This window comes from Aquitalea sp. FJL05, from assembly GCF_003852595.1.
GTDB lineage: Bacteria > Pseudomonadota > Gammaproteobacteria > Burkholderiales > Chromobacteriaceae > Aquitalea > Aquitalea aquatilis.
The window spans coordinates 55,703-78,680 of record NZ_QAJS01000014.1 but is presented as its reverse complement, the minus strand read 5'-3'; the positions used below and the strand labels follow the sequence as shown (position 1 = coordinate 78,680).

Genomic DNA, 22,978 nt, shown 5'->3' with positions numbered 1-22,978 from the left:
CATTCGCCATGTGAAAGTAGGACACCGCCAAACTTCCCATTTGCCAGCATGCTGGCTAGCAAAAAGCCCGGACTTGTTCCGGGCTTTTTGCATTCTGATCTCATCAAATCAATGTCTGTCAGTCACTAGCTCCAGCAGTTGGTCTATTTCATTTTCATTGAATACCTGCAAGCCATGCTGTTGCAGCAAGGCGGCAGTGACACCCTGGCCGTGTTGCAGTTGTTGACTGAAGCTTCCATCGTAGATGTCGTGGTTGCCACAGGATGGGCTATTGGCTTTGAGCAGTGCCAGCTGGCAGCCATATTGCCTGGCCAACTGCAAGGTATGCTCTGCTCCGGCCTTGAATGGCTGGCTAACATCTTCGCCACTGGCCGTCACCACCCTGGCCAGGCCCAGCAGGACCCCTCGGCCATCACCATTGATGATTTCAGCAGCAGGGCGTGGTACTGGCAGTCCTCCTGCGCATTCGGGGCAGACGGGTAGTAGCTGGTAATGTGCCGCAAGCTGTGTCAGGCATGCGGCATTCTGACCCTTGGACTGACCATCGTAGCGGACAGGTTGCCCCAGCAGGCAGGCACTGATCAGTAATGGTGGTTTGTGATGGGTCACAGCATGGGCTCCAGCAATTGCGCCAGCCGCAAGGCAGACTGGCGGATAAGGGTTTCTTCGACGCCGGCATAACCCAGTACCAGCCCGTTTTGCTGGGGCTGCTCCAGATAATGGCCGGATAGCGGGCGTAGCCATAGCTGCTCCCGGGCGGCATGGCTGCTTAGCTGCTGGTCGTCGACATGGGCGGGCAGTCGGGCCACCAGATGCATGCCGGCCTGGCCGGCAGATAGGGGGAGTGCCCTGCCCAGGGCATGGTCCAGCGTATGCCGCAGCAACTGCTGGCGTATGCGGTACAGTTCGCGCATGCGACGAATGTGGCGGGCAAAGTGCCCCTGTTCGATAAAGTCGGCCAGTGCTGCTTGCTGGGCATAGCTGCCTTCACGGTAGAGGCGGGCATAGGCTGCGCGAAAACTGTCGATCAGTGCCGGTGGGATCACCAAATAGCCTAGCCGTAACGCCGGAAACATCACCTTGCTGAAGGTGCCGACATAGATGACCCGCTCGCTGCTGGCCAAGCCCTGTAGGGAGGCGATGGGCTGAGCATCGTAGCGGAATTCGCTGTCGTAATCGTCTTCGATGATCCAGCTATTACCGGTTTCGGCTAGCTGCAGCAGCTCCAGCCGCCGTTGCAGCGACATCACCACGCCACTGGGGTATTGGTGGGAGGGGGTGATGTAGATCAGCCGTGGGGTGCTGCCGGCAGGGGCTGCGGCCGGATTCAAGCCTTCGTTATCTACTGCCACCGGTGTGAGCTGCAGACCAGCAGCTTGCAGTGCTGCCTGAGCACCGACATAACCCGGATCTTCCATCCAGGCGCAGTCGCCGGCATCGCTTAGCAGCCTAGCGGTAAGTTCCAGTGCCTGCTGGGCACCTTGTACGATGAGTATCTGCTCGGGCTGACAGCGCACCGAGCGCGACAGCTGCAGATAGTCACACACCGCTTGCCTGAGTTCTGGCAAGCCACCTTGTTGCTGATAATGCCACCAGTGAGCGGGAGCCTGTTTGCTGCGCACTTGTTGCAATCGCTGCCAGGTGTGGTGTGGAAACTGTTCTAACTCCGGTAGCCCGGGCGCAAAGGCACCGGTGAGTCCGGTAGGCAAGCGGCACTGTGCGGTCAACTGCTGGCCTCGCTGTGACAGACCGGCATGCGGCATGACGAGAGCTTGGGTAGTTTGCTGGGCAAACACCTCGCTGACAAAGGTGCCGGCTCCCTGTCTGCTGTGCAGATAGCCTTCTGCCAATAACTGATCATAAGCCGCCAGCACGGTATTGCGGCCCAGTTGCAGCGCCTGTGCCAGTGCGCGGCTGGCAGGCAGTGCGCTGCCGCCTTTGAGCTGCTGGCTGCGTATGGCTTCGCGCAGCAGACGGTATAGCTGCTGACCCAGCGTGGCCTGCCCATCGCGCAGCAAGCAGCGCTGCAGGTGTTCGATAATCCAGTCGGTTTGCACGAGGGTGAGTGGTTCCTGCTTGAGGGTAATAAGTGGTTCTTTTAGAGGAATCAATTTGCCCGTAATCTGCTGATATTGCAATGCATGAACAAGGAGAGGCTGATGACGCAGCTGGAGTTCTATCAGGCCAAGCTGGCCTATGAAATCGATGCCGCTGATGTAAAGGCAGCGCTGGATGCCGGGGAGAAGCTGATTCTGATCGATACCCGCGCCAGTAGTGCGTTCGAAAGGGAAACCATTCCCGGTGCCTTGTCATTACCGCACCGTACCATGTCGGTACAGACCACGGCCGCTTTGCCGCGTGATGCCTTGCTGGTGCCGTTTTGCGATGGCATAGGCTGTAATGGATCGACCAATGGGGCGATCAAGCTGTTGCAGCTGGGGTTTCGGGTAAAGGAGCTGCAGGGTGGGCTGGACTGGTGGAAGCGTGATGGCTACGCTACCGTTGGCAGCCATGCCGTGGCGGCATCCGCCATTCAATGTGCCTGTTAGGAGTGATCATGTCTGATGTCTTTATCGAGCAGCGTCTGGCAGCAGGCGAAGCCAATGCACTGGGCCAATTGCATGGTCTGCCGCTGCCGACGTGGCAGCCCTGTCCGCACCCGCCTGCTGTGGTGTTACAAGGTCAGTATTGCCGGCTGGAGCCCCTGTCGGTGGCTCGCCATGGCGAGGCACTCTACGCTGCGATGCAGCGGGATGTGGAGGGCGCAAACTGGACCTATCTGGGCTATGGTCCGTTTGCTGATCTGGCAAGCTATCTGCAGTGGCTGCGCAGTATGGAAGGCCTGGCTGATCCGCAGTTTTATGCCATTGTGGATATCGGCTCGGGGCTGGCTGTTGGTCTGGCCAGCTATTTGCGCATCGACCCGGCCAATGGGGTGATCGAAGTGGGTCATCTCAATTTCTCGCCCCTGCTGCAACGCACGCCGGCCGCGACCGAGGCCATGTATTTGCTGATGCGCCATGCCTTCGCGCTGGGCTACCGCCGCTATGAGTGGAAGTGCAATGCCCTCAACCTGCCTTCACGCCGCGCGGCCGAGCGCTTGGGCTTTCTGTTTGAAGGCTTGTTCCGGCAGGCGATGGTCAGCAAGGGGCGTAACCGCGATACCGCTTGGTATTCGATACTGGATAGTGAGTGGCCGATGGTGCGCCAGCTGCTGGAACAATGGCTTTCTGCTGATAATTTCGATGCTGCAGGACAGCAGCGGCAGGCATTGGCTGCCATAATGACTAGCTGGAGAGGCGCACAGCAATAAGGCAAATTGCGTGATTTGGCTGCCCCGAGGTTTCACCTCGGGCGGGCTGGCGGGTACAATGGGATGTTTTTGCTGAATTTTTCTGGTTGACTGATGACACCTCATCCCCGCAATGCCCATATCAAGGGCGAGCCGCAATTGCCCAACCGCTTCATTTTTGGCGACGCCGTGGACGAGTCCGGTCTGGAAGCGACCGAGTATCTGGTGCATACCGCTGCTCCGGCCTTTGTCTGCCGACTGGTTGGCAATGACTTCACCGACTTTGCCGGTCGTGATGAAGAGGAATTTGCCAGTGCGTTGTTGTTCGATGTGGACGGCAATCGCAGCGTATACGTATGCAACCGCGGCTTGCGCCTGTTTGATTTCAACTTCAGTGGCGAGGCCCCGACGGCATCCCGTCTGCAGGCCATTTGCGACGAAGCCATTGCCTGCTATCAGCGCTTGCATGAGGCCTATGCCGAACGCGAAGTGGGTCCCAAGGTCAGGGAAATGCGTCAGGGGCCGACCGAGCCCTTACCACCGGCCGAGCGCAGCCGTGCCATCCGCACCTTGCGTGATGCAGCGCGTGCCGCCACACAGGACCCGATCCATCGCGCAGGTTTTGCCGCCCAGGTGCAGCAGGCGCTGATGGGGGGCGATCAGGCGGTGTTCACCGAAGCCCAGCTGTCCCTGTTGGGCGAGCCGGCAGCGCGTGCCTTGCTAGTGAACAGCGCACGCGATGCCATTGCCTTTCCCGAGGTGGTGCGGGCGGATGGCTCGGTGATGTCTTTCGAATTGTGGGCCTTGCCGTTTGCCTTTTCCCGGGCACAGGGTGGGGTGTGGTGGCACTTCCCGCTACTGGAACGGTTGGAAACGCCGCTGGCGGATGCGCTGGATGTGCCGGAAAAGGCCATTTTGTGGATTTCTCCCACGCTGTTTACCGTGGACATGCTGAATGAGCGCGCCTGCCAGAACCTGATGCATCTGGCCGGGGTGATGGATGCTGGCTGTGATTTTGCGCCGCTGGATCCGGACTCCTCCCGTGCCACTTACGAGGCGGCGCGCAAGACGCAGGACCCGCAACTGGTGATCTCCTGGCTGCCTTTCCTGGTGGAGCGTGGCGCGCTGCCGGTGGAGCAGGCGCGGCAATTGTCGCGCAAGGCGCTGGATGCGGTGATGCCGCTGGTGCAACAGGCCATCGGTGCCGAGATGGAGTATGGCGAAGCCGAGCTGTTTGCTCCGCTGCCGTGGTGGGAGTCCTTGCAGGCCGGCGTACGCGCCTGGAACCGCAAGCGGCTGGGGCTGACCGTGGCCCTGATCGCGACTCGGGTTGGCGGTCTGCAAGACCTGCAAGCCGTGGCCGAATATCAGCCGGAAATGCAGGGTTATGAGGTGGGCCTCAAGCTGCGTGGCAGCGAAGAGCTGCTGGCGCGCTCGCCCTGGCTGATGGTGCCGGACGTGGCTCCGGACAAGGATGCGACCTGGCAGGACTTGTGCGATTGCTTGCGCGAGGCGGATATTCCGCTGTCGGAAACCATCGTCAAGCTACATTGATTTGTGGGCAGATGCCAAAGACAAGGGCCGCGTGAGCGGCCCTTGTCTTTGGCGGGTACGAAAAAAGGCCGCGCAAGCGGCCTTTTTCAGCAGGGATGACCGGACTTACTTGTCCAGACCACCCAGCAGTACGTATTTGATTTCCAGATAGTCTTCAATGCCGTACTTGCTGCCTTCGCGGCCGAGGCCGGATTGCTTCACGCCGCCGAAGGGTGCCGCTTCATTGGACAGGATGCCGCTGTTGACGGCGACCATGCCGTACTCCAGGCCTTCCGATACACGGAAGATACGACCCACATCGCGGGCATAGAAGTAGCTGGCCAGACCGAATTCGGTGTCGTTGGCCATCTGGATGGCTTCTTCTTCGGTGCTGAAGCGGAACAGCGGTGCCAGCGGGCCGAAGGTTTCTTCCTTGGCCACTTTCATCGCCGGGGTCACGCCGGTAATCACGGTGGGTTCGAAGAAGCTGTGGCCCAGTGCGTGGCGCTTGCCACCGGCTACCAGCTTGCCGCCCTTGGCCAGTGCATCGGCAATGTGCTCTTCCACCTTGGCCACGGCATTGGTGTCGATCATCGGGCCTTGGGTAATGCCGTTTTCCAGACCATTGCCGACATTGAGCTTGGCAACCGCAGCAGCAAACTTTTCGGCAAAGGCATCATAGACGCCATCCTGTACCAGCAGGCGGTTGGCGCAGACGCAGGTCTGGCCGGCATTGCGGTACTTGGAGATCATGGCACCTTCTACGGCGGCATCCAGATCGGCATCATCAAACACGATGAACGGCGCGTTGCCGCCCAGTTCCATCGATACTTTCTTGACGGTGTCGGCACACTGGGCGATCAGCTTGCGACCCACTTCGGTGGAGCCGGTGAAGGAGAATTTCTTCACGGTGTCGCTGCCGGTCAGCACGCTGCCGATTTCGCTGGAGCCACCGGTCAGTACCGAGAATACGCCAGCCGGGATGCCGGCACGTTCGGCCAGTACGGCAATGGCCAGGGCCGACAGCGGGGTCTGGCTGGCCGGGCGCACCACCATCGGGCAGCCAGCTGCCAGTGCAGGAGCAGCCTTGCGGGTGATCATGGCATTGGGGAAGTTCCACGGGGTGATGGCGGCGGTCACGCCGATCGGCTCCTTGGTCACCAGAATGCGGCGGTCCGCAGCCGGTGCCGGGATGGTGTCGCCGTACAGGCGCTTGGCTTCTTCGGCATACCATTCGATATAAGAAGCGCCATAGGCGATTTCGCCCTTGGCTTCGGCCAGCGGCTTACCCTGTTCGCAGGTCAGGATGACGGCCAGGTCGTCCTGGTTCGCCATCATCAGGTCAAACCAGCGGCGCAGGATGGTGGCGCGTTCCTTGGCAGATTTCTTTTTCCAGCTCTTGAAGGCTTCGGCAGCACCGGCCACGGCGCGTTCGGCTTCGGCCTTGCCCATTTTCGGTACGGTGGCGATGACTTCGCCGGTAGCCGGGTTGGTGACGGCAATGGTTGCGCCGTTGTCAGCATCCAGCCATTGGCCGTTGATATAGCACTGCTGCTTGAGCAGGGAAGGATCTTTCAGATTCAGCATGTCTCTCTCCAGTAGGTGGGCGGAGGATATTGTTTGTGCAGACGGCCAACCCCGCTGCCGGGATTGGCCGTTGCCATCAGCCGTTAAGCGATCAGGCCTTCAGGGCCGCTTCCAGCTTGGCCAGCGCTTCGGCGAAGATTTCATCTTCGATGGTCAGCGGGAACAGGAAACGCACCACGTTGTAGTACACGCCGCAAGTCAGCAGGATCAGGCCGGATTCCAGCGCCTTGGTCTGTACCTTCTTGGTGAACTCGGCATCCGGTTCGTGGGTGCCCGGCTTGTTGAACTCGACAGCGACCATCGCGCCCAGACCACGGATGTCGGCGATCTGCGGGATGTCTTTCTTCAGGCTGTGCAGCTTTTCTTTCAGCAGGTCGCCCAGCTTGTTGGAGCGTTCCAGCAGGTTTTCTTCCTGAATCACGTCGATGACGGCGCTGGCAGCAGCCAGACCCAGCGGGCTGCCGGCGTAAGTGCCACCCAGGCCGCCCGGTGCCGGTGCGTCCATCAGTTCGGCCTTGCCGACCAGGGCTGCCAGCGGGAAACCGCCTGCCAGCGACTTGGCCATGGTGGTCAGGTCCGGGGTCACATCGTAGTGTTCCATGGCAAACAGCTTGCCGGTACGGGCAAAGCCGGCTTGCACTTCGTCGGCAATCATCACGATGCCGTTGTCGTCACACAGCTTGCGGATGGCACGAACCCATTCGGCCGGAGCGGAGTAGAAACCACCTTCGCCTTGTACCGGTTCGAAAATGATGGCGGCAACGCGCTTGGCTTCGATATCAAACTTGAACAGTTTTTCGATGCTGGCCATCGAATCTTCCACCGATACGCCGTGCAGGGCATTCGGGTAGGCAGCGTGGTAGATCTCACCGACAAACGGACCAAAGCCGATTTTGTACGGGGCTACCTTGCCGGTCAGTGCCATGCCCAGCATGGTACGACCATGGAAAGCACCGCCAAATGCGATCACACCCGGGCGGCCAGTGGCGGCGCGGGCTACCTTGATGGCGTTCTCGACGGCTTCAGCACCGGTGCTGAAGAAAGCGGTTTTCTTGGCGAAGTTGCCCGGGGTCAGCTTGTTCAGCTTTTCGGCCACGTCAACATAGGATTCGTACGGAACAACCTGATAGCAGGTGTGGCTGAACTTGTTCAGTTGCTCGGCGACGGCGGCCTGTACCTTGGCGTGCAGGTGGCCGGTATTCAGTACGCCGATACCGCCAGCAAAGTCGATGTAACGGTTGCCTTCGATATCCCATACTTCGGCGTTCTTGGCCTTGTCGGCAAAGAATGTACACATTACACCCACGCCGCGCGGGGTTGCATCGGCCTTGCGTTGCATCAGATCTTTGTTGCTCATTCCATCTCTCCTAAGATTGGGGTGCCTGGCGGCGATGTCCTGGACGGAAGGGCTGGTTGCGGCGGCGGCACTTTCGATGCTTTTTTGCCGGGTCAACCAGCTGCCGGGGCGATAATTCGGCGGCTTCCAGAGTCGTTTGATTCTAATCAGGTGTTTAGCAAAAAGCTACACTTGCTACAAAAAGTTAAACACTTGTTGCAAGACCAGCACACCATGAAAAATGGGGCCGCTGTGCGCACAGTAGCCCCATTTGATCAAAAGTCACAAATTTTCTTAATGCCGCACTGCCGCATTCACCTCTTGCAGCTGGTCCTGATCCAGCGTGCCGGCCACCTGTCCCAGTTGCAGGCGTGCCGTCAGGTAATCGTATTTGGCGGTAGCCAGGCTGGTGAGCGCATCGTAGTAAGCCTGCTCTGCCTGCAACACGTCCAGGTTGGTACGAATGCCCACTTCCTTGCCCAGCTTGGTGGAGTCAACCTTGCTTTTGGCCGATACCAGCAACTGCTGCTGCGCCCGTACCAGTGCCGCGCCATTGGTCACACCCAGCCAGCTTTTGCGGACATCCTCCTTGAGCTGGCGGCGGGCGGACTCGAGCTTGTCGCGTGCGGATTCTTCGCGGGCCAGTGCTTCGCGAATTTGCGAGTTGATGCCGCCCCCGGCAAACAGCGGCAGGCTGACGGACACGCCTATGCTGCTGCCGCGTGTCACCGGCAGGGCATTGGGCTGGTTGCTGCGGTTGTCGTTGTAGCCGGCATTCAGGGCGACTACCGGTAGCTGGTTGCCGCGCTTTTCGGTCACGGTCTGGCTGGCGTAGGCCAGTGCCTGCTCCGCTGCCTGCAAGGTAAGGCTATTGTTGGTCGCCCGCTCCAGCCAGCCTTGCAAGGTGCCGGCTGGCGGTGGCGGCAGCTGTTGCTGCAAGGGCTGGATGGCGCTGGTATCCAGCCCGGTCAGCCGGCGCAGATTGTTCTGGCTGATTTCCTGCTGGTTCAGCGCAACGATTTCCTTGGCGCTGGCAGCATCGAAGCCGGCCTGGGCTTCGTGGGTATCGATGATGGTGGCGGTGCCCAGCTCAAAGGCGGTTTTCGCCTGCTCCAGCTGTGTGCGATAGGCTTTTTTGCTGGCACGGGTGGCGGCCAGGGTGTCTTCGGCCAGCAGGACATCAAAATAGGCGCGGGCGATGTCGACGATCAATTGCTGCTCTGCCGCGCTGAAGGCCGTTTCTGCCTGCAGGCGGGCAATCTTGCCTTTCTGGTAGGCGCTGTACTTGCTAGTGTCGAACAGCGGCTGGCTCAGTTGCACGCCATAGCCGGAGCTGTCGTAAGTGGACTGTCCGGCCGGCTGGGTCGGGTTGGTATGGCTGTAGCTGCCGGTCAGGGCGACTTGCGGCAGCAACTGGGCGCGGCCCTGCACGGCCAGTTCGCGGCCGGCTCCCAGCTCGGCGCGCGAGGCGGCGTAGTCGCTGTTGTAGTCGCGTGCAGCCAGCCAGGCCTGGGTCAGGTCGAAGGCCGGCGTGGCCGTGCTGGCCAGCATCAGGGCCAGTCCACTCAGCAGCGGTGCGCAGTGGGCGTATGTCTTCATGATGTTCTCTTCGGTTTGCTTTCCACCCTGAACCACTGGGCGTACAGGGCGGGCAAAAACAGCAGGGTCAGCACCGTGGCCACCAGCAGGCCACCCATGATGGCCACGGCCATCGGCCCCCAGAAGGTGCTGCGGGTGAGCGGAATCATGGCCAGGATGGCGGCCAGCGCCGTCAGCATGATGGGGCGGAAGCGCCGTACCGTCGAGCCGATGATGGCTTCGTGCCGGTCTATGCCTTCACGGATGTCCTGTTCGATCTGGTCGACCAGGATCACCGAGTTGCGCATGATCATGCCGGACAGGGCAATCACCCCCAGCATGGCGACAAAGCCAAAGGGCGAGTGGAAGATGATCAGCGTCAGCGTGACGCCTATCATGCCCAGCGGTGCGGTCAGCAATACCATCAGGGTGCGCTGGAAGCTTTGCAGCTGCAGCATCAGCAGGGTTAGCACCACCACGATCATGAAGGGTGCGACGGCGGCGATGGCGGTCTGCGAATTGCCACTGGACTCCATCGAACCGCCCAGCTCGATGTGATAACCCAGCGGCAGGCTTTGTTCCAGCTGCTGCATCTGCGGCCACAGCGCGGCGGACACATCATCACCCTGCACGCCGTCGGCCACATCGGCATTGACGGTGATGGTGGGCAGGCGGTTGCGCCGCCAGATGATGGATTCTTCCGGCTGGTATTCGATCTTGCCCAACTGGGAGACCGGCACAAAGCGGCCACTGGCGGTTTGCACCTGCAAATTACCCAGCGCGGCCACGTCGCTGTGCTCCTGCTTGTTCAGACGGGCGACAATGCCGACGCTGCGGTTGCCATCGCGATAATCGGTGATGGTGGCACCGGAAATCAGCATCTGCAGCTGTTGCGACAAGGATTGGCTGTTGATGCCCAGCAGGCGGATCTTGTCCTGATCCAGCGTAATGCGCAGCGCCTTCAGCTGTTCGCCCCAGTTGATGTTGACGTGACGGCTAGCCGGATGGGCGCGCACTTTTTGTTCTACCTGGGCGGCAATGGCGCGGATCTTGTCATGATCCGGTCCCATGACGCGGAACTGCACCGGGTAGCCCACCGGCGGGCCGTTTTCCAGCCGGGTCACCCGGCCGCGCACCAGCGGGAAATCGTGGTCGAAGATGGATTCCAGCCGCGCCTTGACCTGTTCGCGCACATGCTCGTCGCCGGTCATCACCATCAGCTGGGCGTAGTTCAGATGCTGTTGCTGCTGGTCCAGCGGCAGGTAGAAGCGCGGGCTGCCGCTGCCCACATAGCTGGTGACGCTGAGCACGTTCTTGTCCTGCTTGATCAGCGCTTCCAGCTTTTTCACCTCGCCTTCGGTGGCGGCATAACTGGCACCACGTGGCAGCCACATGTCCACCATCAGCTCGGGCCGGTTGGACGAAGGAAAGAACTGCTGGGCCACCAGCAGGCGGAAGGCCAGCAAAGACAGTACGAAAATGCCCAGCGTGGTGGCAATGACGGTCTTGCGGTAGTGCAGACACCATTCCAGCAGCGCACGAAAGCGGATGTAGAAGGGCTTCTGGTAAACATCATGCGTCTGATGATGCATGGCCTGTTCCGGCAGCAGCTTGTAACCCAGAAACGGCGTAAACACCACGGCGACGATCCACGACAGGATCAGCGCCAGCCCCACCACGGCAAACAGGCTGAACACGTATTCGCCGGCATCGGACTTGGCCAGCCCCACCGGCAGAAAGGTGGCGGCGGTAATCAGCGTGCCGGTGAGCATGGGGAAGGCGGTGCTGGTGTAGGCATAGGTGGCAGCCTGGAATTTGTTCCAGCCCTGTTCCAGTTTCAGCGCCATCATTTCCACGGCGATGATGGCATCGTCCACCAGCAGGCCCAGCGCGATGATCAGCGAACCCAGCGAGATGCGTTGCAGATCGAGCTTGAAGAAGTACATGGCCAGAAAGGTCATGGCCAGCACCAGTGGAATCGACAGTGCCACCACCACGCCGGTACGCAGGCCCAGGCTGAAGAAGCTGACGGCCAGCACGATCAGCACCGCCTCGATCAGCGAACTCATGAATTCGCCAACCGCACCCTTTACCACCTTGGGCTGGTCGGACACAGCATGGATCTGGATGCCCACCGGCAGCTTGGCCTGGATTGTCTGCAGGGTTGCGTCCAGATGCTCGCCCAGCTTCAGCACATCGCCGCCGCTTTTCATGCTGATGGCCAGGCCCAGGGCCGGCTGGCCATTAAAGCGCATGCGGAAGGAGGGCGGGTCGATGAAGCCGCGGTGAATGCTGGCAATGTCAGCCAGGCGCAGCGTCTTGCCATTGGCCACGATGGGCGTGTTGGCCACGGCCTCTACCGTGCTGTAATTGCCGGTCGGGCGTACCCAGATACGGTCGCTGGCGGTTTCGTAGCTGCCGGCCGGCAGCATGGCATTCTGTTGTTGCAGCGCGGTCCAGATGGTGCTGGTGTCCAGCCCCAGCGAAGCGAGCTTGCTGCTGGACAGGTCGATATAGATGTTTTCGCTTTGTTCGCCCACCAGGCTGACCTTGCCCACATCCGGCACGCGCAGGATTTCTTCCTTGGCGCGGTCCACGTAGCGGCGCAGTTCTTCTGCACTGAAGCCATCGCCGGTGAAGGCATAGATATTGCCGAAGGTATCGCCGAACTCGTCATTGAAATAGGGCCCCAGCGCGCTGCTCGGCAGGCTGCTGCGCACGTCGCCCAGTTTCTTGCGGACCTGGTACCACAGGCCCTGCACGTTTTTGGCCGGAACATCTTCACGCAGCGTGACCAGCAACAGCGATTCGCCCGGCTTGCTGTAACTTTGCACGTATTTGATTTCCGGCATTTCCTGCAGCTTTTCTTCCAGCCGGTCGCTGATCTGCTGCTCCACCTGCTCGGCCTTGGCCCCCGGCCAGTAAGTCTGCACCAGCATGGCCTTGAAGGTGAATTCCGGGTCTTCTTTCTGCCCCAGCTGGGTGTAGGCCCACAGGCCGGACACCATCAGCATCACCATGAAGTAGAACACCAGCGCCTGGTGGCGCAGCGCCCATTCCGACAGATTGATTTTCTTCATCACTGTTCGCCTTGCTGCAGCAGAAGCACGCGCTGACCTTCGTGCAGCAGGTGCACGCCGGCGCTGACCACCTTGTCGCCTGGCTGCAGGGCACCGCGCACGGTGACGCTGTCGCTGTCCATGTTGAGGACGCTGACGGCGCGGCGGCTGACGCGCAGCGTCTTGGCATCGACAATCCACAGTGAATGCTTGCCCTGCTCATCCAGCAATGCGGTCAGCGGCAGCCGCATGGCGGCGCTGTCGCCATGGCTGGCAGTGGGCAAGGAAACCGTGGCGGTTTGGCCCAGTGCCAGGCTGTCTGCTTGCGGCAGGGTGATGCGCGCGGCATAGGTGCGGGTGGCCGGGTCGGCATCGCCGGCCAGTTCGCGTAGCCGGCCGTGGTATTGCTGTTTTCCGGCCCACAGGCTGATGGTGAATTCGGTTTGCTTACGCACGCTGGCCAGGGCATTTTCCGGAATCTGGATGGCGACTTCCCGTTCGCCGTCATGCGCCAGCCGTGCGATGGCTTGTCCGGCGGCAACTACCTGTCCCGGCTCCGCCTGCATCTGGCTGACGATGCCGTCTGCATCGGCGACTAATTGGGTATAGCTGCCCTGATTGTGGCTGGCTGTCAGTTGTGCGCGGGCTTCGTCGCGCTTGGCGCGAGCTGCGTTGACGCCATTTTGCTGGCTGTCGACCTGCGCCTGGCTGATGAATTGCTTGGCCAGCAGCTCCTGATAGCGCTTCAGATTGAGCTGCTGCTGAGCGAGGTCGGATTCTGCTGCGGCCAGCTGAGCTTGTTTGGCATTGCTGTCCAGCGTGGTGTCGCTGGCGTCCAGCCGGGCCAGTACCTGTCCTTTCCTGACATGCTCGCCGCTGTTGACCAGCTTGGCGATGACCTTGCCGCCGATACGGAAGGCCAGGTCAGTTTCGGTGCGGGCGCGGACTTGTCCGGCAAAACAGTTGCCGTTGTCTATGCCGCGCTGGCCGGCGCTAACCACGCGGACCGGGCGGATTTCTTCGCTGGGGGCTGCCTGTTTGCTGCAACCGGCCAGCAGTAGCAAGCCAAGCAGGGCAAGACGCCAGTGGTGGGGAGAGGTGGACATGGGTGTGTTTCCTGTCAGTTCTTTTTCAGGCCGTGCAGCACCAGATCCAGCGCGTCTTTGAGAAAACCGAGCGGGTCTTTGGTGGAGCCGATACAGCAGCCAGGCAACTGGCCGAAGGAGTGGCTGAAAATCATGGTGGTCAGCAAGGGGGCCAGTAGGGCATCAACCGTGTGCGCCAGCGGCACGGCACGGAATTCGCCACTGTCGATACCGCGTTGCAGCACCATGCTCAGCATCTGGTTGCTGGGGGAGATGACCTCATCGAAATAGAACTGGGCCAGTTCCGGAAAGTTGGCGGCTTCGGCAATCATCAGCTTGCACAGCCCGGCGGACTGGGCGCTGCCCACTTCTTGCCACCACTGTTCCACCATACGGTGCAGCAATTCACTGGCCGAACCGTCAAAGTCGCGGGCAACCAGGGCCAGTTGCTGCAGATTGGCCACGATGGTGCCACGGGCAATCGCCTTGAAAATTTCTTCTTTGTTCTGAAAATACAGATAGGGCGTGCCCTTGGTGACACCTGCTGCCCGGGCGATGTCTTCCATCTTGGTGGCGCGATAGCCTTTTTCTACAAACTGGCCCAGGGCGGCATCCAGTATTTCAGCGGGGCGGGCTTCTTTTTTTCTGCGCCAGCGGGCGATCGGGCAGTTTTCGGTCATGGATTTAACTGAATGTCTGTTCATTAATGTTCCGCAATGTAGTGCAATCGCCTTGTCATGGCAATTAATAAATCACTGTTCAGTAGCTTGATTGATTAGAATGCAACACATTGTCGCCAGTGGCCGGAATGGCTCCGGTCCTTACCCCCAGAAGGAGATTGTCGTGTCTGTAAATGCCGCTGAAAAAGCGTTGGTTCTCGCCGAGGCCCTGCCGTATATCCGCCGTTTTTCCGGCAAGACCATCGTGATCAAGTACGGTGGCAACGCCATGACCGACGATGCGCTGAAAGAAGGGTTTGCCAAGGACATCGTGCTGCTCAAGCTGGTGGGCATCAACCCGGTGGTGGTGCATGGCGGCGGCCCGCAGATCAACGAACTGCTGGAGCGCGTGGGCAAGGAAGGCAAATTCATCCAGGGCATGCGCGTGACCGACCAGGAAACCATGGATGTGGTGGAAATGGTGCTGGGCGGCCTGGTGAACAAGGAAATCGTGTCGCTGATCAACACGCATGGTGGTAAGGCCGTGGGCCTGACCGGCAAGGATGGCCATTTCATCCGCGCAGAAAAGATGTTCCTCAGCGATGAGAGCGAAGACAAGATCGACATTGGCCAGGTAGGCGAGATCTCCAGCATTGATCCGGCGCTGGTGTCGCTGCTGGATCGCCAGGATTTCATCCCGGTGATCGCCCCCATCGGTGTGGGCAGTCAGGGCGAAGCCTACAATATCAATGCCGACCTGGTCGCCGGCAAGCTGGCCGAAACCCTGAACGCCGAAAAGCTGATCCTGATGACCAACACCCCGGGCGTGCTGGACAAGGAAGGCAAGCTGCTGACTGGCTTGACCGCCGAGCAGGTGGACGCCCTGTTTGCCGATGGCACCATCCACGGCGGCATGCTGCCCAAGATCAGTTCGGCGCTGGATGCGGCACGTAGTGGTGTGAATACCGTGCACATCATCGATGGCCGCGTACCGCATGCGCTGCTGCTGGAAATCATGACCGACGACGGTGTCGGCACCATGATCCGCGCCGGCTAGGCGTCAGCACACGACAAGCAAGGCCGGCAACAGCGATGTTGACCGGCCTTTTTCATCTGCGTGCCACATGCACCGCTTCCGCGCGGCATACCTTGTGCCATTTCGTTGATCAGTCTTGTTCTATAGTATTAAAACAGGTTGTTTCAGGTTCTCGTGGCCGAACAGGAGGGTGCAATGCAGACAGTCAGACAGTTGCTGGAGCAGAAGTCCGGGCGTGTGCTGGTGACGGTATCGCCGGAAAGTACCGTGTTTCAGGCTTTGCAGGTGATGGCAGAGCACGATGTCGGTGCCGTGCTGGTGATGGAGGGCGGCGATGTGGTGGGGATATTCTCCGAGCGCGACTATGCGCGGCGCATCGTGCTGCAGGGGCGTACTTCTGCCGGCACCCGCATCCGCGACATCATGACCAGCAAGGTGGTGTATGTCACGCCAGACCAGAACTCCGACCAGTGCATGGCGCTGATGACGGAAAAGCACATCCGCCACCTGCCGGTGCTGGAGGGCAAGACGGTACAGGGTATGTTGTCCATCGGCGATCTGGTCCATGCCACCATTCAGGAGCAGGCGCAGGTGATCAACCAGCTGGTGCACTATATCCAGAGCGCCTGATTGTGCTGCTGCATACAGGAAAAGCCGCCATCAGGCGGCTTTTTGCTATCTGGCGCGGCAAATCAGGCGACCGGCACGATGCGCTGGCGCAAGGCAATCAGCGCCGGGGCCACTTGCTGCTGCATCACCTCGGCAGTGAAGGCAAAGGCCGGGCCACTGGCGTTCAGGCTCATTGGCGGCTGGCCCGGGTTGGGCGAGGGCAGGTGCACGCCCACCGCCATCACGTCAGGTTCGTATTCGCCAAATGATGCTGAATAGCCACAGTGCAGATACTCATCGCTGGCCTGTTGCAGACGCTGCTGCAAGGCCGGCCAGCGCTCGCCATAGCGTGCGGCCAGTTCGGCATCCAGCTGACGGCGTGTGCTGTCCGGCAGGCCGGCATAAAAAGCCCGGCCAATGGCGGTGGTGGCGATCGGCACCCGCGAGCCAACGGTCAGCTGCACGCTGACCCGTGACTGGCTGCGGCAGGTCTCCAGATACACCATATCCGTGCCATCGCGCATGGCCAGGCTGATCGACACATTGTTTTCCAGGGCAAATTCGCGCATCAGCGGGCCGGCAACCTGGCGGATGTCATAGCTGGCCAGCACCACCGAGCCCAGCGCCAGCAGTGCCACACCCAGGCGGTAAAAGCCGCTGTGTTCATCCTGCGACAAATGACCCAGCTTGGTCAGGGTGTAAGTCAGGCGTGACACGGTGGATTTGGGCAGGCCGGTACGCTTGGCGATTTCCAGGTTGGACAGCGCCGATTCGCCGGGGCGGAAAGCCGCCAACACCTGCAGACCACGTGCCAGCGCGGTGACGAATAGCCGGTCCTTGTCATCCTCTTCCTGCATTGCTTTCCTCATTTCTATATTGATGGCCTGGATTTTCCAGCCTGGCGTTGCGGCGCGAGCGGCAAGCATAGCCTGCTTGCGGTCAGGATCAAACAAAACGCTTTACAGCCGAATTTGGAGTTGTTAGTCTATTCTGCAATGTAAAACGTAATTCCGCAATGCGGAACAAGCAAACCCAAGGAGAACTCTCGATGGCCGCATCCAACAGCCGCGCACCCTTTGCCTGGGAAGATCCCTTCCTGCTGGCCGATCAGCTGACCGAAGAAGAACGTCTGGTCCAGCAGACCGCAGAAGCCTATTGCCAGGATCGCCTGATGCCGCGCGTGCTGACGGCCAATCGTGAAGAACGCTTCGATCGCGAAATCATGAGCGAGATGGGCGAGCTGGGCCTGCTGGGCTGCACCATCGACGGCTACGGCTGTGCCGGCCTCAGCCACGTCGCTTACGGCCTGGTGGCTCGCGAAGTAGAGCGCGTCGATTCCGGCTACCGCTCGGCCATGAGCGTGCAGTCCAGCCTGGTGATGCATCCGATCTGGGCCTACGGCTCGGAAGCACAGAAAGACAAATACCTGCCCAAGCTGGCCACTGGTGAATGGGTGGGCTGTTTCGGCCTGACCGAGCCGGATGCCGGTTCCGACCCGGCCGGCATGAAAACCCGCGCCCGCAAGGTAGACGGCGGCTATGTGCTGTCCGGTAGCAAGATGTGGATTACCAATAGCCCGGTAGCCGATGTGTTCGTGGTGTGGGCCAAGGATGATGAAGGCGAGATTCGCGGTTTCGTGCTGGATAAAGGTATGAAGGGCCTGTCGGCACCGAAGATTCATGGCAAGTTCAGCCTGCGTGCCTCCATTACCGGCGAAATCGTCATGGACGAAGTGCTGGTGCCGGAAGATGCCATCCTGCCGGGTGTGAAGGGTCTGAAAGGCCCGTTCGGCTGCCTGAACAAGGCCCGCTTCGGCATCGCTTGGGGCGCCATGGGGGCTGCCGAGTTCTGCTGGCATGCTGCCCGTCAATACACGCTGGACCGCAAGCAGTTTGGCCGCCCGCTGGCCGCCACCCAGCTGATCCAGCTGAAACTGGCCAATATGCAGACTGAAATCGCCCTGGGCCTGCAGGCAGCTATCCGTGTTGGCCGTCTGCTGGACGAAGGTAAGGCCGCGCCGGAAATGATCTCGCTGATCAAGCGCAACAATTGCGGCAAGTCGTTGGACATCGCCCGTATCGCTCGCGATATGCACGGTGGCAATGGCATTGCCGACGAGTTCCACGTCATCCGCCATGTGATGAACCTGGAAGCCGTCAACACTTATGAGGGTACGCATGATGTGCATGCCCTGATTCTGGGCCGAGCCCAGACCGGTATTCAGGCATTTGCCTGATAGCACAGCGGGGGTATGGCTCCACCTGCCCCTGTTGTTGGTTCCTGTCTGTCCTTGTGAGGCCCGGTGAGTACCGGGCCCTTTTTTTGGTGCACAGCGTAATGCGGCTGCCGTGGCGGCGGCATCACTCTGTCCATCCGGCGGCTGTCTAAGCGGCCATCAAACGCATCAGGAGAACAATATGGCGGGCGCACTCGCAGGCATCAAGGTTCTGGATCTATCCCGTGTACTGGCCGGCCCCTGGGCGGGCCAGTTGCTGGCTGACCTGGGTGCCGAAGTGCTCAAGGTCGAGCGGCCCGGGGCCGGTGACGATACCCGGCAGTGGGCACCACCCAGCCTGCCGGATGGCACGGCGGCCTACTTTCTGTGCGCCAACCGCGGCAAGCGCTCGGTGACGGTGGACATCACCAAGCCGGAAGGGCAGGAGATTGTCCGTGCGCTGGCACGCGATGCCGACGTGGTGATTGAAAACTACAAGGTGGGTGGGCTGAAAAAATACGGGCTGGATTACGCCAGCCTCAGCCAGCTCAACCCGCGGCTGGTGTATTGCTCGATTACTGGTTTTGGCCAGGATGGCCCTTATGCCGAACTGCCGGGCTACGACTACATCGTGCAGGGCATGTCCGGCCTGATGAGCATCACCGGGCCGGCCGATGGCGAGCCGCACAAGGTAGGTGTGGCCGTGACCGATCTGTTTACCGGCATCTATGCCAGCAATGCCATTCTGGCGGCCATCATCGCGCGCCAGAGCAGTGGCAAGGGTCAATACATCGACATGGCCTTGTTTGACTGCGCGCTGGCCTCGCTGGCCAATATCAATATGAACTGGCTGATCGGCCAGCAAGTTCCGCCACGGCTGGGTAATGCCCACGCCAATATCGTGCCCTATCAGGTGTTTGCCTGTGCCGATGGACATTTCATCCTGGCTTGCGGCAACGACAAGCAGTTTCGTGCGGTGTGCCAGGTGATTGGTCTGTCTGCCTTGGCGGACGACGAACGCTTTACCAGCAATCCGCAGCGGGTCAAGCATCGTGACAGTGTGGTGCCGCTACTGGCCGAGGCCTTCATGGCAAAAGGCCGTGACCAATGGCTGAAGCTGCTGGATGAAGCCGGTGTGCCTTGTGGGCCGATCAATACGGTGGACGAAGCCTTCCGCGACCCGCAGATTCAGCACCGCGGCATGGAAATACACTTGCAGGACAGCGTAGGGCAAAATGTGCCCCTGGTAGGGTGTCCGATCAAACTTTCCGGCACGCCAGTCGAGTACAATCAGGCCCCTCCCAAACTGGGTGAACATACCGACGACGTACTGCGCGCGCTGGGCTACGACGCTGCCAGGATTGCCACACTGCGTGAGCAAGGCACCGTTTAAACGCTTGTTTGATTTTGACGAGCGAGGCCGCTTCATTGCATGATGACTGCCAGCCAATAAGGACAGCCCACCGGGCGCAAAGGAGATGTGGTGCAACGCGATTATATGGAATACGACGTAGTAATCGTCGGCGGCGGCCCTGCCGGGCTGTCTGCCGCGATTCGCCTGAAGCAAGTGGCCGAGGCCAAGGGCCAGGAAATCAGTGTCTGTCTGCTGGAAAAGGGCTCGGAAATCGGGGCGCATATCCTGTCGGGCGCCGTGATTGAAACCGGCGCACTGGCTGAACTGATACCGGACTGGAAAGAAAAGGGCGCGCCGCTGAATATCCCGGCACTGTCCGACCGTTTCCTCTACCTGACGGAAACCGAGTCCATCCAGCTGCCGACCCCGCCGCAGATGCACAATCACGGCAACTACATTGTCAGCCTGGGCAATTTCTGCCGCTGGCTGGGTGAGCAGGCCGAAGCGCTGGGCGTGGAAATCTACCCTGGCTTTGCCGCTGCCGAAGTGCTGTATCACGCCGATGGCTCGGTCAAGGGCGTGGCGACTGGTGCCATGGGTACCGGCAAACTGGGCGATGAGCCGGGTGAGCCGGGTATGGAGCTGTGGGCCAAGCAAACCCTGTTTGCCGAAGGCTGTCGCGGTTCGCTGACCAAGATGCTGTTCGAGCGCTTTGCGCTGCGTGATGGTGCCGACCCGCAAACCTACGGCATCGGCATCAAGGAACTGTGGGAAGTGAAACCGGAAAACCATAAGCCGGGCACCATCACCCATACCGTGGGCTGGCCGGTGGACACCGCCACCTATGGCGGTTCCTTCATGTACCACCTGGAAGACAACCAGGTGGTGGTGGGCTATGTGGTCGGTCTGGATTACAGCAATCCCTACCTGTCACCGTTCGAGGAATTCCAGCGCTTCAAGACCCATCCGGCCATCAAGGGTGTGTTCGAAGGCGGCCGTCGCCTGTCCTATGGCGCACGTGCCTTGTCCGAAGGCGGCATCCAGAGTCTGCCCAAGCTGACCTTCCCGGGGGGCGCGCTGATCGGTGATACCGCCGGCTTCCTCAATGTGCCCAAGATCAAGGGTACCCATACCGCAATGAAGTCGGCCATGCTGGCTGCCGATGCGGTATTCGAACTGCTGCAGGCAAATCCGGAAGCACAGGGACAGGAAGCCGTCGGCTATTCCGCCTGCTTCAAGCAAAGCTGGCTGCGCGAAGAGCTGCACCAGGTGCGCAATATCCGCCCGTCCTTCCGCTGGGGCCTGTGGCCGGCGATGATCTATTCGGCCATCGACACCTTCCTGTTCCGTGGCAAGGCACCGTGGACGCTGCGACACAAGCATGCCGACCACGCAACACTGCTGCCTGCCAGCCAGTGCAACCGTATCGACTATCCGAAGCCGGATGGCGTACTGACCTTCGACCGTCTGTCCTCGGTGTTCATTTCCAACACCAATCACAGCGAAGACCAGCCACCCCATCTCAAGCTGAAAGATGCTGCTGTACCGATCAGCCTGAATCTGGCCAAGTACGATGCGCCGGAGCAACGTTATTGCCCGGCTGGTGTGTATGAAATCGTCGGCCAGGACGAGGGCAGCCCGCGCTTGCAGATCAACGCGCAAAACTGCGTGCACTGCAAGACCTGTGATATCAAGGATCCCAGCCAGAATATCAACTGGTGTACGCCAGAAGGCAGCGGCGGCCCCAACTATCCCAATATGTAAGCGGCCCTTGTCGCTGCTTGTTGCAAAAGCCCGGCATATCGCCGGGCTTTTTTGTGCAATGCAATGTTTTTTACCTGTCTACCTTGACAGGTAGCAGGCCTTGTTGGCAGGATGGTCAGCATGATTACTTTCTCCGCAGTCTTTAACGCCTATTTTTATTGGTACCGCAGCTCACGGCGGCTCCAAGGGGCGTCTCTGGACTAAGAAAAAGTACAAGAGAACGAACAAACCCGATAAATGCCGCCGCGGTCACTCCGGCGGCATTTGTTTTTTCAGCAGACAAATCAGCTCCGGACCCACCCAGGCAAGCCCGACTGGAGATGCAGGTCATGAATGAAGTCAGTGATGCAAGGCAGATAGCCCGAGAAAGCGCCAGTCTGGCGCTGGACGGTGCTGCATGGTCCGTAACCCTGTTGACCGATGGCGAGGCCTTGGCCAACGCTGTCGCACCACAAGCGAACAGCCTGTATCGCTACCTGCAGCAAGACCAGACAGCGGCCACGCCGCTGCTGGAATCGCTGCTGCCGGACATTCGTGCCTTTGCCATGCTGCTGGCTTCCACGCGCCGGCACCACCGCTGTTCGCCCGAACGCTTTGCCGATGCGACGGACTGGCTGGCGGCCCGCATTGTCGTGCTCGAACTCAGCCATGTTGCCGTGACCTTGCCCGAACTGACTCAGCTGGATGAAGCGAACCGCCGCCTCAAGCTGCTGTCGGAACAGTTGCAGCTTACACTGTCGCCGGCAGCCCCCGTGCTGCTGACCGCACCTGAGGCCGAACCCGGCGTACTGCGTGGTTGGAGCCGACAGCGGCAGAGCGGCATGCTGGGCACGGTGCATGGCATGCAATCCATGCTGATGGCCTCGCGCCTGGTGGCGCAGCAATGTCGTCAGCGGCTGCAACCCTTCTGGCACGGCCTGCAGGTAGCACGCCGCGGCTGATACACCGATAAGCGGGAATGTTATGCAACTGCAAACGCGTGATGATGAGCGCAAACTGAATAATCTGACCCTGGTGGTGTATATCCTGCAGGGCTTGAGCCTGTTTACCGGCGTACCCATGCTGGTCGGCGTGATCATCAACTATCTCAAGCTGGATGATAGCCGTGGTAGCTGGTATGAAAGCCACTTCCGCTGGCAGATCAAGACCTTCTGGCTGGGGCTGCTCGGCACGGTGCTGGGCTATGCGCTGGTATGGATATTGGTCGGTTTTGCCATTCTGGGCCTGACCTGGCTGTGGTGCCTGTACCGCGTGCTGCGTGGTTTTCTGGCTTTCAATGACGGCAAGCCGCTGCCGCTGTAAGGCTGGATAAAAAGACGGGCAACCGTTGCCGGCTGCCCCAAGAGGCCCTGAGCCGGTTGCCGGAACGTAATCCGTCCCAATGAAAAACCGTGTGCTGACACGGTTTTTGTGCTGCAGGGCCTGCGTCGCTATCACTAAACTGACTAGGTCTGGCTGGTGCGCAAGGCGGATTGTCACCCCAGACGAAGCGCAACCATGCTAGCTGCCGGTGCGCTTGGCCGATAGCAAAATGACAACGTCACTTGTCGTAGGTCAAGTTCTACCATAGCAGAACAAAACCCCGACAAAACAAGGCTGTGGCGTAATGGCTCCGGCTTTGGCACAATGCGCAACCTTCAGTCCGATGTGAAATCATGCAACAAGAAGATCTGCAACGGCTGGTCAGCACGACCATGCCTTTTGGCAAACACCAGGGCACCCTGCTTTGCGACTTGCCCGGCAACTATCTCAACTGGTTTGCCCGCGAGGGTTTTCCCAAGAGCGAGATTGGCCGCCTGCTGCAATTGATGCAGGAGATCGACCACAATGGACTGAGTTATTTACTGGACCCGTTAAGAAAGCGTTAAAAG

The 22,978-nt window shown here is 60.1% G+C and carries 20 protein-coding genes; 11 read left to right on the top strand and 9 right to left on the bottom strand.

Annotated features, from left to right (window positions below):
* Positions 1–108: 108 nt before the first annotated feature.
* The gene (locus tag DBR44_RS12865; protein ID WP_124644440.1) at positions 109–609 is read right to left on the bottom strand and encodes a DUF523 domain-containing protein; all 501 of its coding nucleotides are present in this window, start codon (positions 607–609) and stop codon (positions 109–111) included.
* Entirely contained in the window at positions 606–2,057 is a 1,452-nt protein-coding gene (locus DBR44_RS12860; protein ID WP_124644439.1) for a PLP-dependent aminotransferase family protein, read from the bottom strand. The genes DBR44_RS12865 and DBR44_RS12860 overlap by 4 nt, the downstream gene beginning before the upstream one ends.
* 102 nt (positions 2,058–2,159) lie before the next feature.
* Here DBR44_RS12860 and DBR44_RS12855 point away from each other — a divergent pair, with 102 nt between their 5' ends.
* From DBR44_RS12855 to DBR44_RS12845, 3 genes are all read left to right on the top strand, one after another.
* The gene (locus tag DBR44_RS12855; protein ID WP_124644438.1) at positions 2,160–2,549 is read left to right on the top strand and encodes a rhodanese-like domain-containing protein; all 390 of its coding nucleotides are present in this window, start codon (positions 2,160–2,162) and stop codon (positions 2,547–2,549) included.
* 8 nt (positions 2,550–2,557) lie between these two features.
* Positions 2,558–3,313, top strand: coding sequence for a GNAT family N-acetyltransferase (locus DBR44_RS12850; RefSeq protein WP_124644437.1), 756 nt, complete (start codon positions 2,558–2,560; stop codon positions 3,311–3,313).
* A 93-nt stretch (positions 3,314–3,406) separates the two neighbouring features.
* Positions 3,407–4,846 carry a hypothetical protein gene (locus DBR44_RS12845; RefSeq protein ID WP_124644436.1) on the top strand — a complete coding sequence of 480 codons (1,440 nt, stop codon included), beginning with the start codon at positions 3,407–3,409 and terminating at the stop codon, positions 4,844–4,846.
* 105 nt (positions 4,847–4,951) lie between these two features.
* Here the strand turns inward: DBR44_RS12845 and gabD are convergent, their stop codons facing one another.
* From gabD to DBR44_RS12815, 6 genes are all read right to left on the bottom strand, one after another.
* The gene (gene gabD / locus DBR44_RS12840; RefSeq protein WP_124644435.1) at positions 4,952–6,412 is read right to left on the bottom strand and encodes an NADP-dependent succinate-semialdehyde dehydrogenase; all 1,461 of its coding nucleotides are present in this window, start codon (positions 6,410–6,412) and stop codon (positions 4,952–4,954) included.
* Between the two features lie 91 nt (positions 6,413–6,503).
* Positions 6,504–7,769, bottom strand: coding sequence for a 4-aminobutyrate--2-oxoglutarate transaminase (gene gabT / locus DBR44_RS12835; RefSeq protein WP_124644434.1), 1,266 nt, complete (start codon positions 7,767–7,769; stop codon positions 6,504–6,506).
* Between the two features lie 273 nt (positions 7,770–8,042).
* Entirely contained in the window at positions 8,043–9,347 is a 1,305-nt protein-coding gene (locus DBR44_RS12830; RefSeq protein WP_124644433.1) for a TolC family outer membrane protein, read from the bottom strand.
* Positions 9,344–12,406 (bottom strand): efflux RND transporter permease subunit, encoded by a 3,063-nt coding sequence (locus DBR44_RS12825; protein WP_199731046.1) that lies wholly within the window; start codon positions 12,404–12,406, stop codon positions 9,344–9,346. Before DBR44_RS12825 ends, DBR44_RS12830 begins: the two co-directional genes overlap by 4 nt.
* Entirely contained in the window at positions 12,406–13,491 is a 1,086-nt protein-coding gene (locus tag DBR44_RS12820) for an efflux RND transporter periplasmic adaptor subunit (protein WP_124644431.1), read from the bottom strand. The genes DBR44_RS12825 and DBR44_RS12820 overlap by 1 nt, the downstream gene beginning before the upstream one ends.
* Positions 13,492–13,505: 14 nt before the next feature.
* Positions 13,506–14,174 carry a TetR/AcrR family transcriptional regulator gene (locus DBR44_RS12815; RefSeq protein ID WP_233578535.1) on the bottom strand — a complete coding sequence of 223 codons (669 nt, stop codon included), beginning with the start codon at positions 14,172–14,174 and terminating at the stop codon, positions 13,506–13,508.
* A gap of 139 nt (positions 14,175–14,313) precedes the next feature.
* On the opposite strand from DBR44_RS12815, the gene argB reads away from it, so the two are divergent.
* Both argB and DBR44_RS12805 read left to right on the top strand, forming a co-directional pair.
* On the top strand, positions 14,314–15,186 hold the full coding sequence (gene argB, locus DBR44_RS12810) for an acetylglutamate kinase (RefSeq protein WP_124644430.1): 873 nt from the start codon (positions 14,314–14,316) through the stop codon (positions 15,184–15,186).
* Between the two features lie 174 nt (positions 15,187–15,360).
* Positions 15,361–15,795 carry a CBS domain-containing protein gene (locus tag DBR44_RS12805; protein WP_124644429.1) on the top strand — a complete coding sequence of 145 codons (435 nt, stop codon included), beginning with the start codon at positions 15,361–15,363 and terminating at the stop codon, positions 15,793–15,795.
* 62 nt (positions 15,796–15,857) lie between these two features.
* On the opposite strand, the gene DBR44_RS12800 is transcribed toward DBR44_RS12805, so the two are convergent.
* Positions 15,858–16,631, bottom strand: coding sequence for an IclR family transcriptional regulator (locus DBR44_RS12800; protein ID WP_124644428.1), 774 nt, complete (start codon positions 16,629–16,631; stop codon positions 15,858–15,860).
* A gap of 191 nt (positions 16,632–16,822) precedes the next feature.
* Here DBR44_RS12800 and DBR44_RS12795 point away from each other — a divergent pair, with 191 nt between their 5' ends.
* The 6 genes from DBR44_RS12795 (at position 16,823) to DBR44_RS12770 (ending at position 22,975) form a co-directional block, all read left to right on the top strand.
* On the top strand, positions 16,823–18,010 hold the full coding sequence (locus DBR44_RS12795) for an acyl-CoA dehydrogenase (RefSeq protein WP_124644427.1): 1,188 nt from the start codon (positions 16,823–16,825) through the stop codon (positions 18,008–18,010).
* Positions 18,011–18,191: 181 nt separating this feature from the next.
* Entirely contained in the window at positions 18,192–19,382 is a 1,191-nt protein-coding gene (locus DBR44_RS12790) for a CaiB/BaiF CoA-transferase family protein (protein ID WP_124644426.1), read from the top strand.
* Positions 19,383–19,487: 105 nt separating this feature from the next.
* A complete protein-coding gene (locus DBR44_RS12785; RefSeq protein WP_124644443.1) occupies positions 19,488–21,107 on the top strand; it encodes an electron transfer flavoprotein-ubiquinone oxidoreductase in 1,620 nt (539 codons plus the stop codon).
* Between the two features lie 329 nt (positions 21,108–21,436).
* On the top strand, positions 21,437–22,048 hold the full coding sequence (locus DBR44_RS12780) for a hypothetical protein (RefSeq protein WP_124644425.1): 612 nt from the start codon (positions 21,437–21,439) through the stop codon (positions 22,046–22,048).
* 22 nt (positions 22,049–22,070) lie between these two features.
* Positions 22,071–22,409 carry a hypothetical protein gene (locus DBR44_RS12775; RefSeq protein ID WP_124644424.1) on the top strand — a complete coding sequence of 113 codons (339 nt, stop codon included), beginning with the start codon at positions 22,071–22,073 and terminating at the stop codon, positions 22,407–22,409.
* Between the two features lie 353 nt (positions 22,410–22,762).
* Positions 22,763–22,975, top strand: a complete 213-nt coding sequence (locus DBR44_RS12770; protein WP_059285267.1) for a DUF3820 family protein — start codon at positions 22,763–22,765, stop codon at positions 22,973–22,975.
* Positions 22,976–22,978 lie beyond the last annotated feature (3 nt).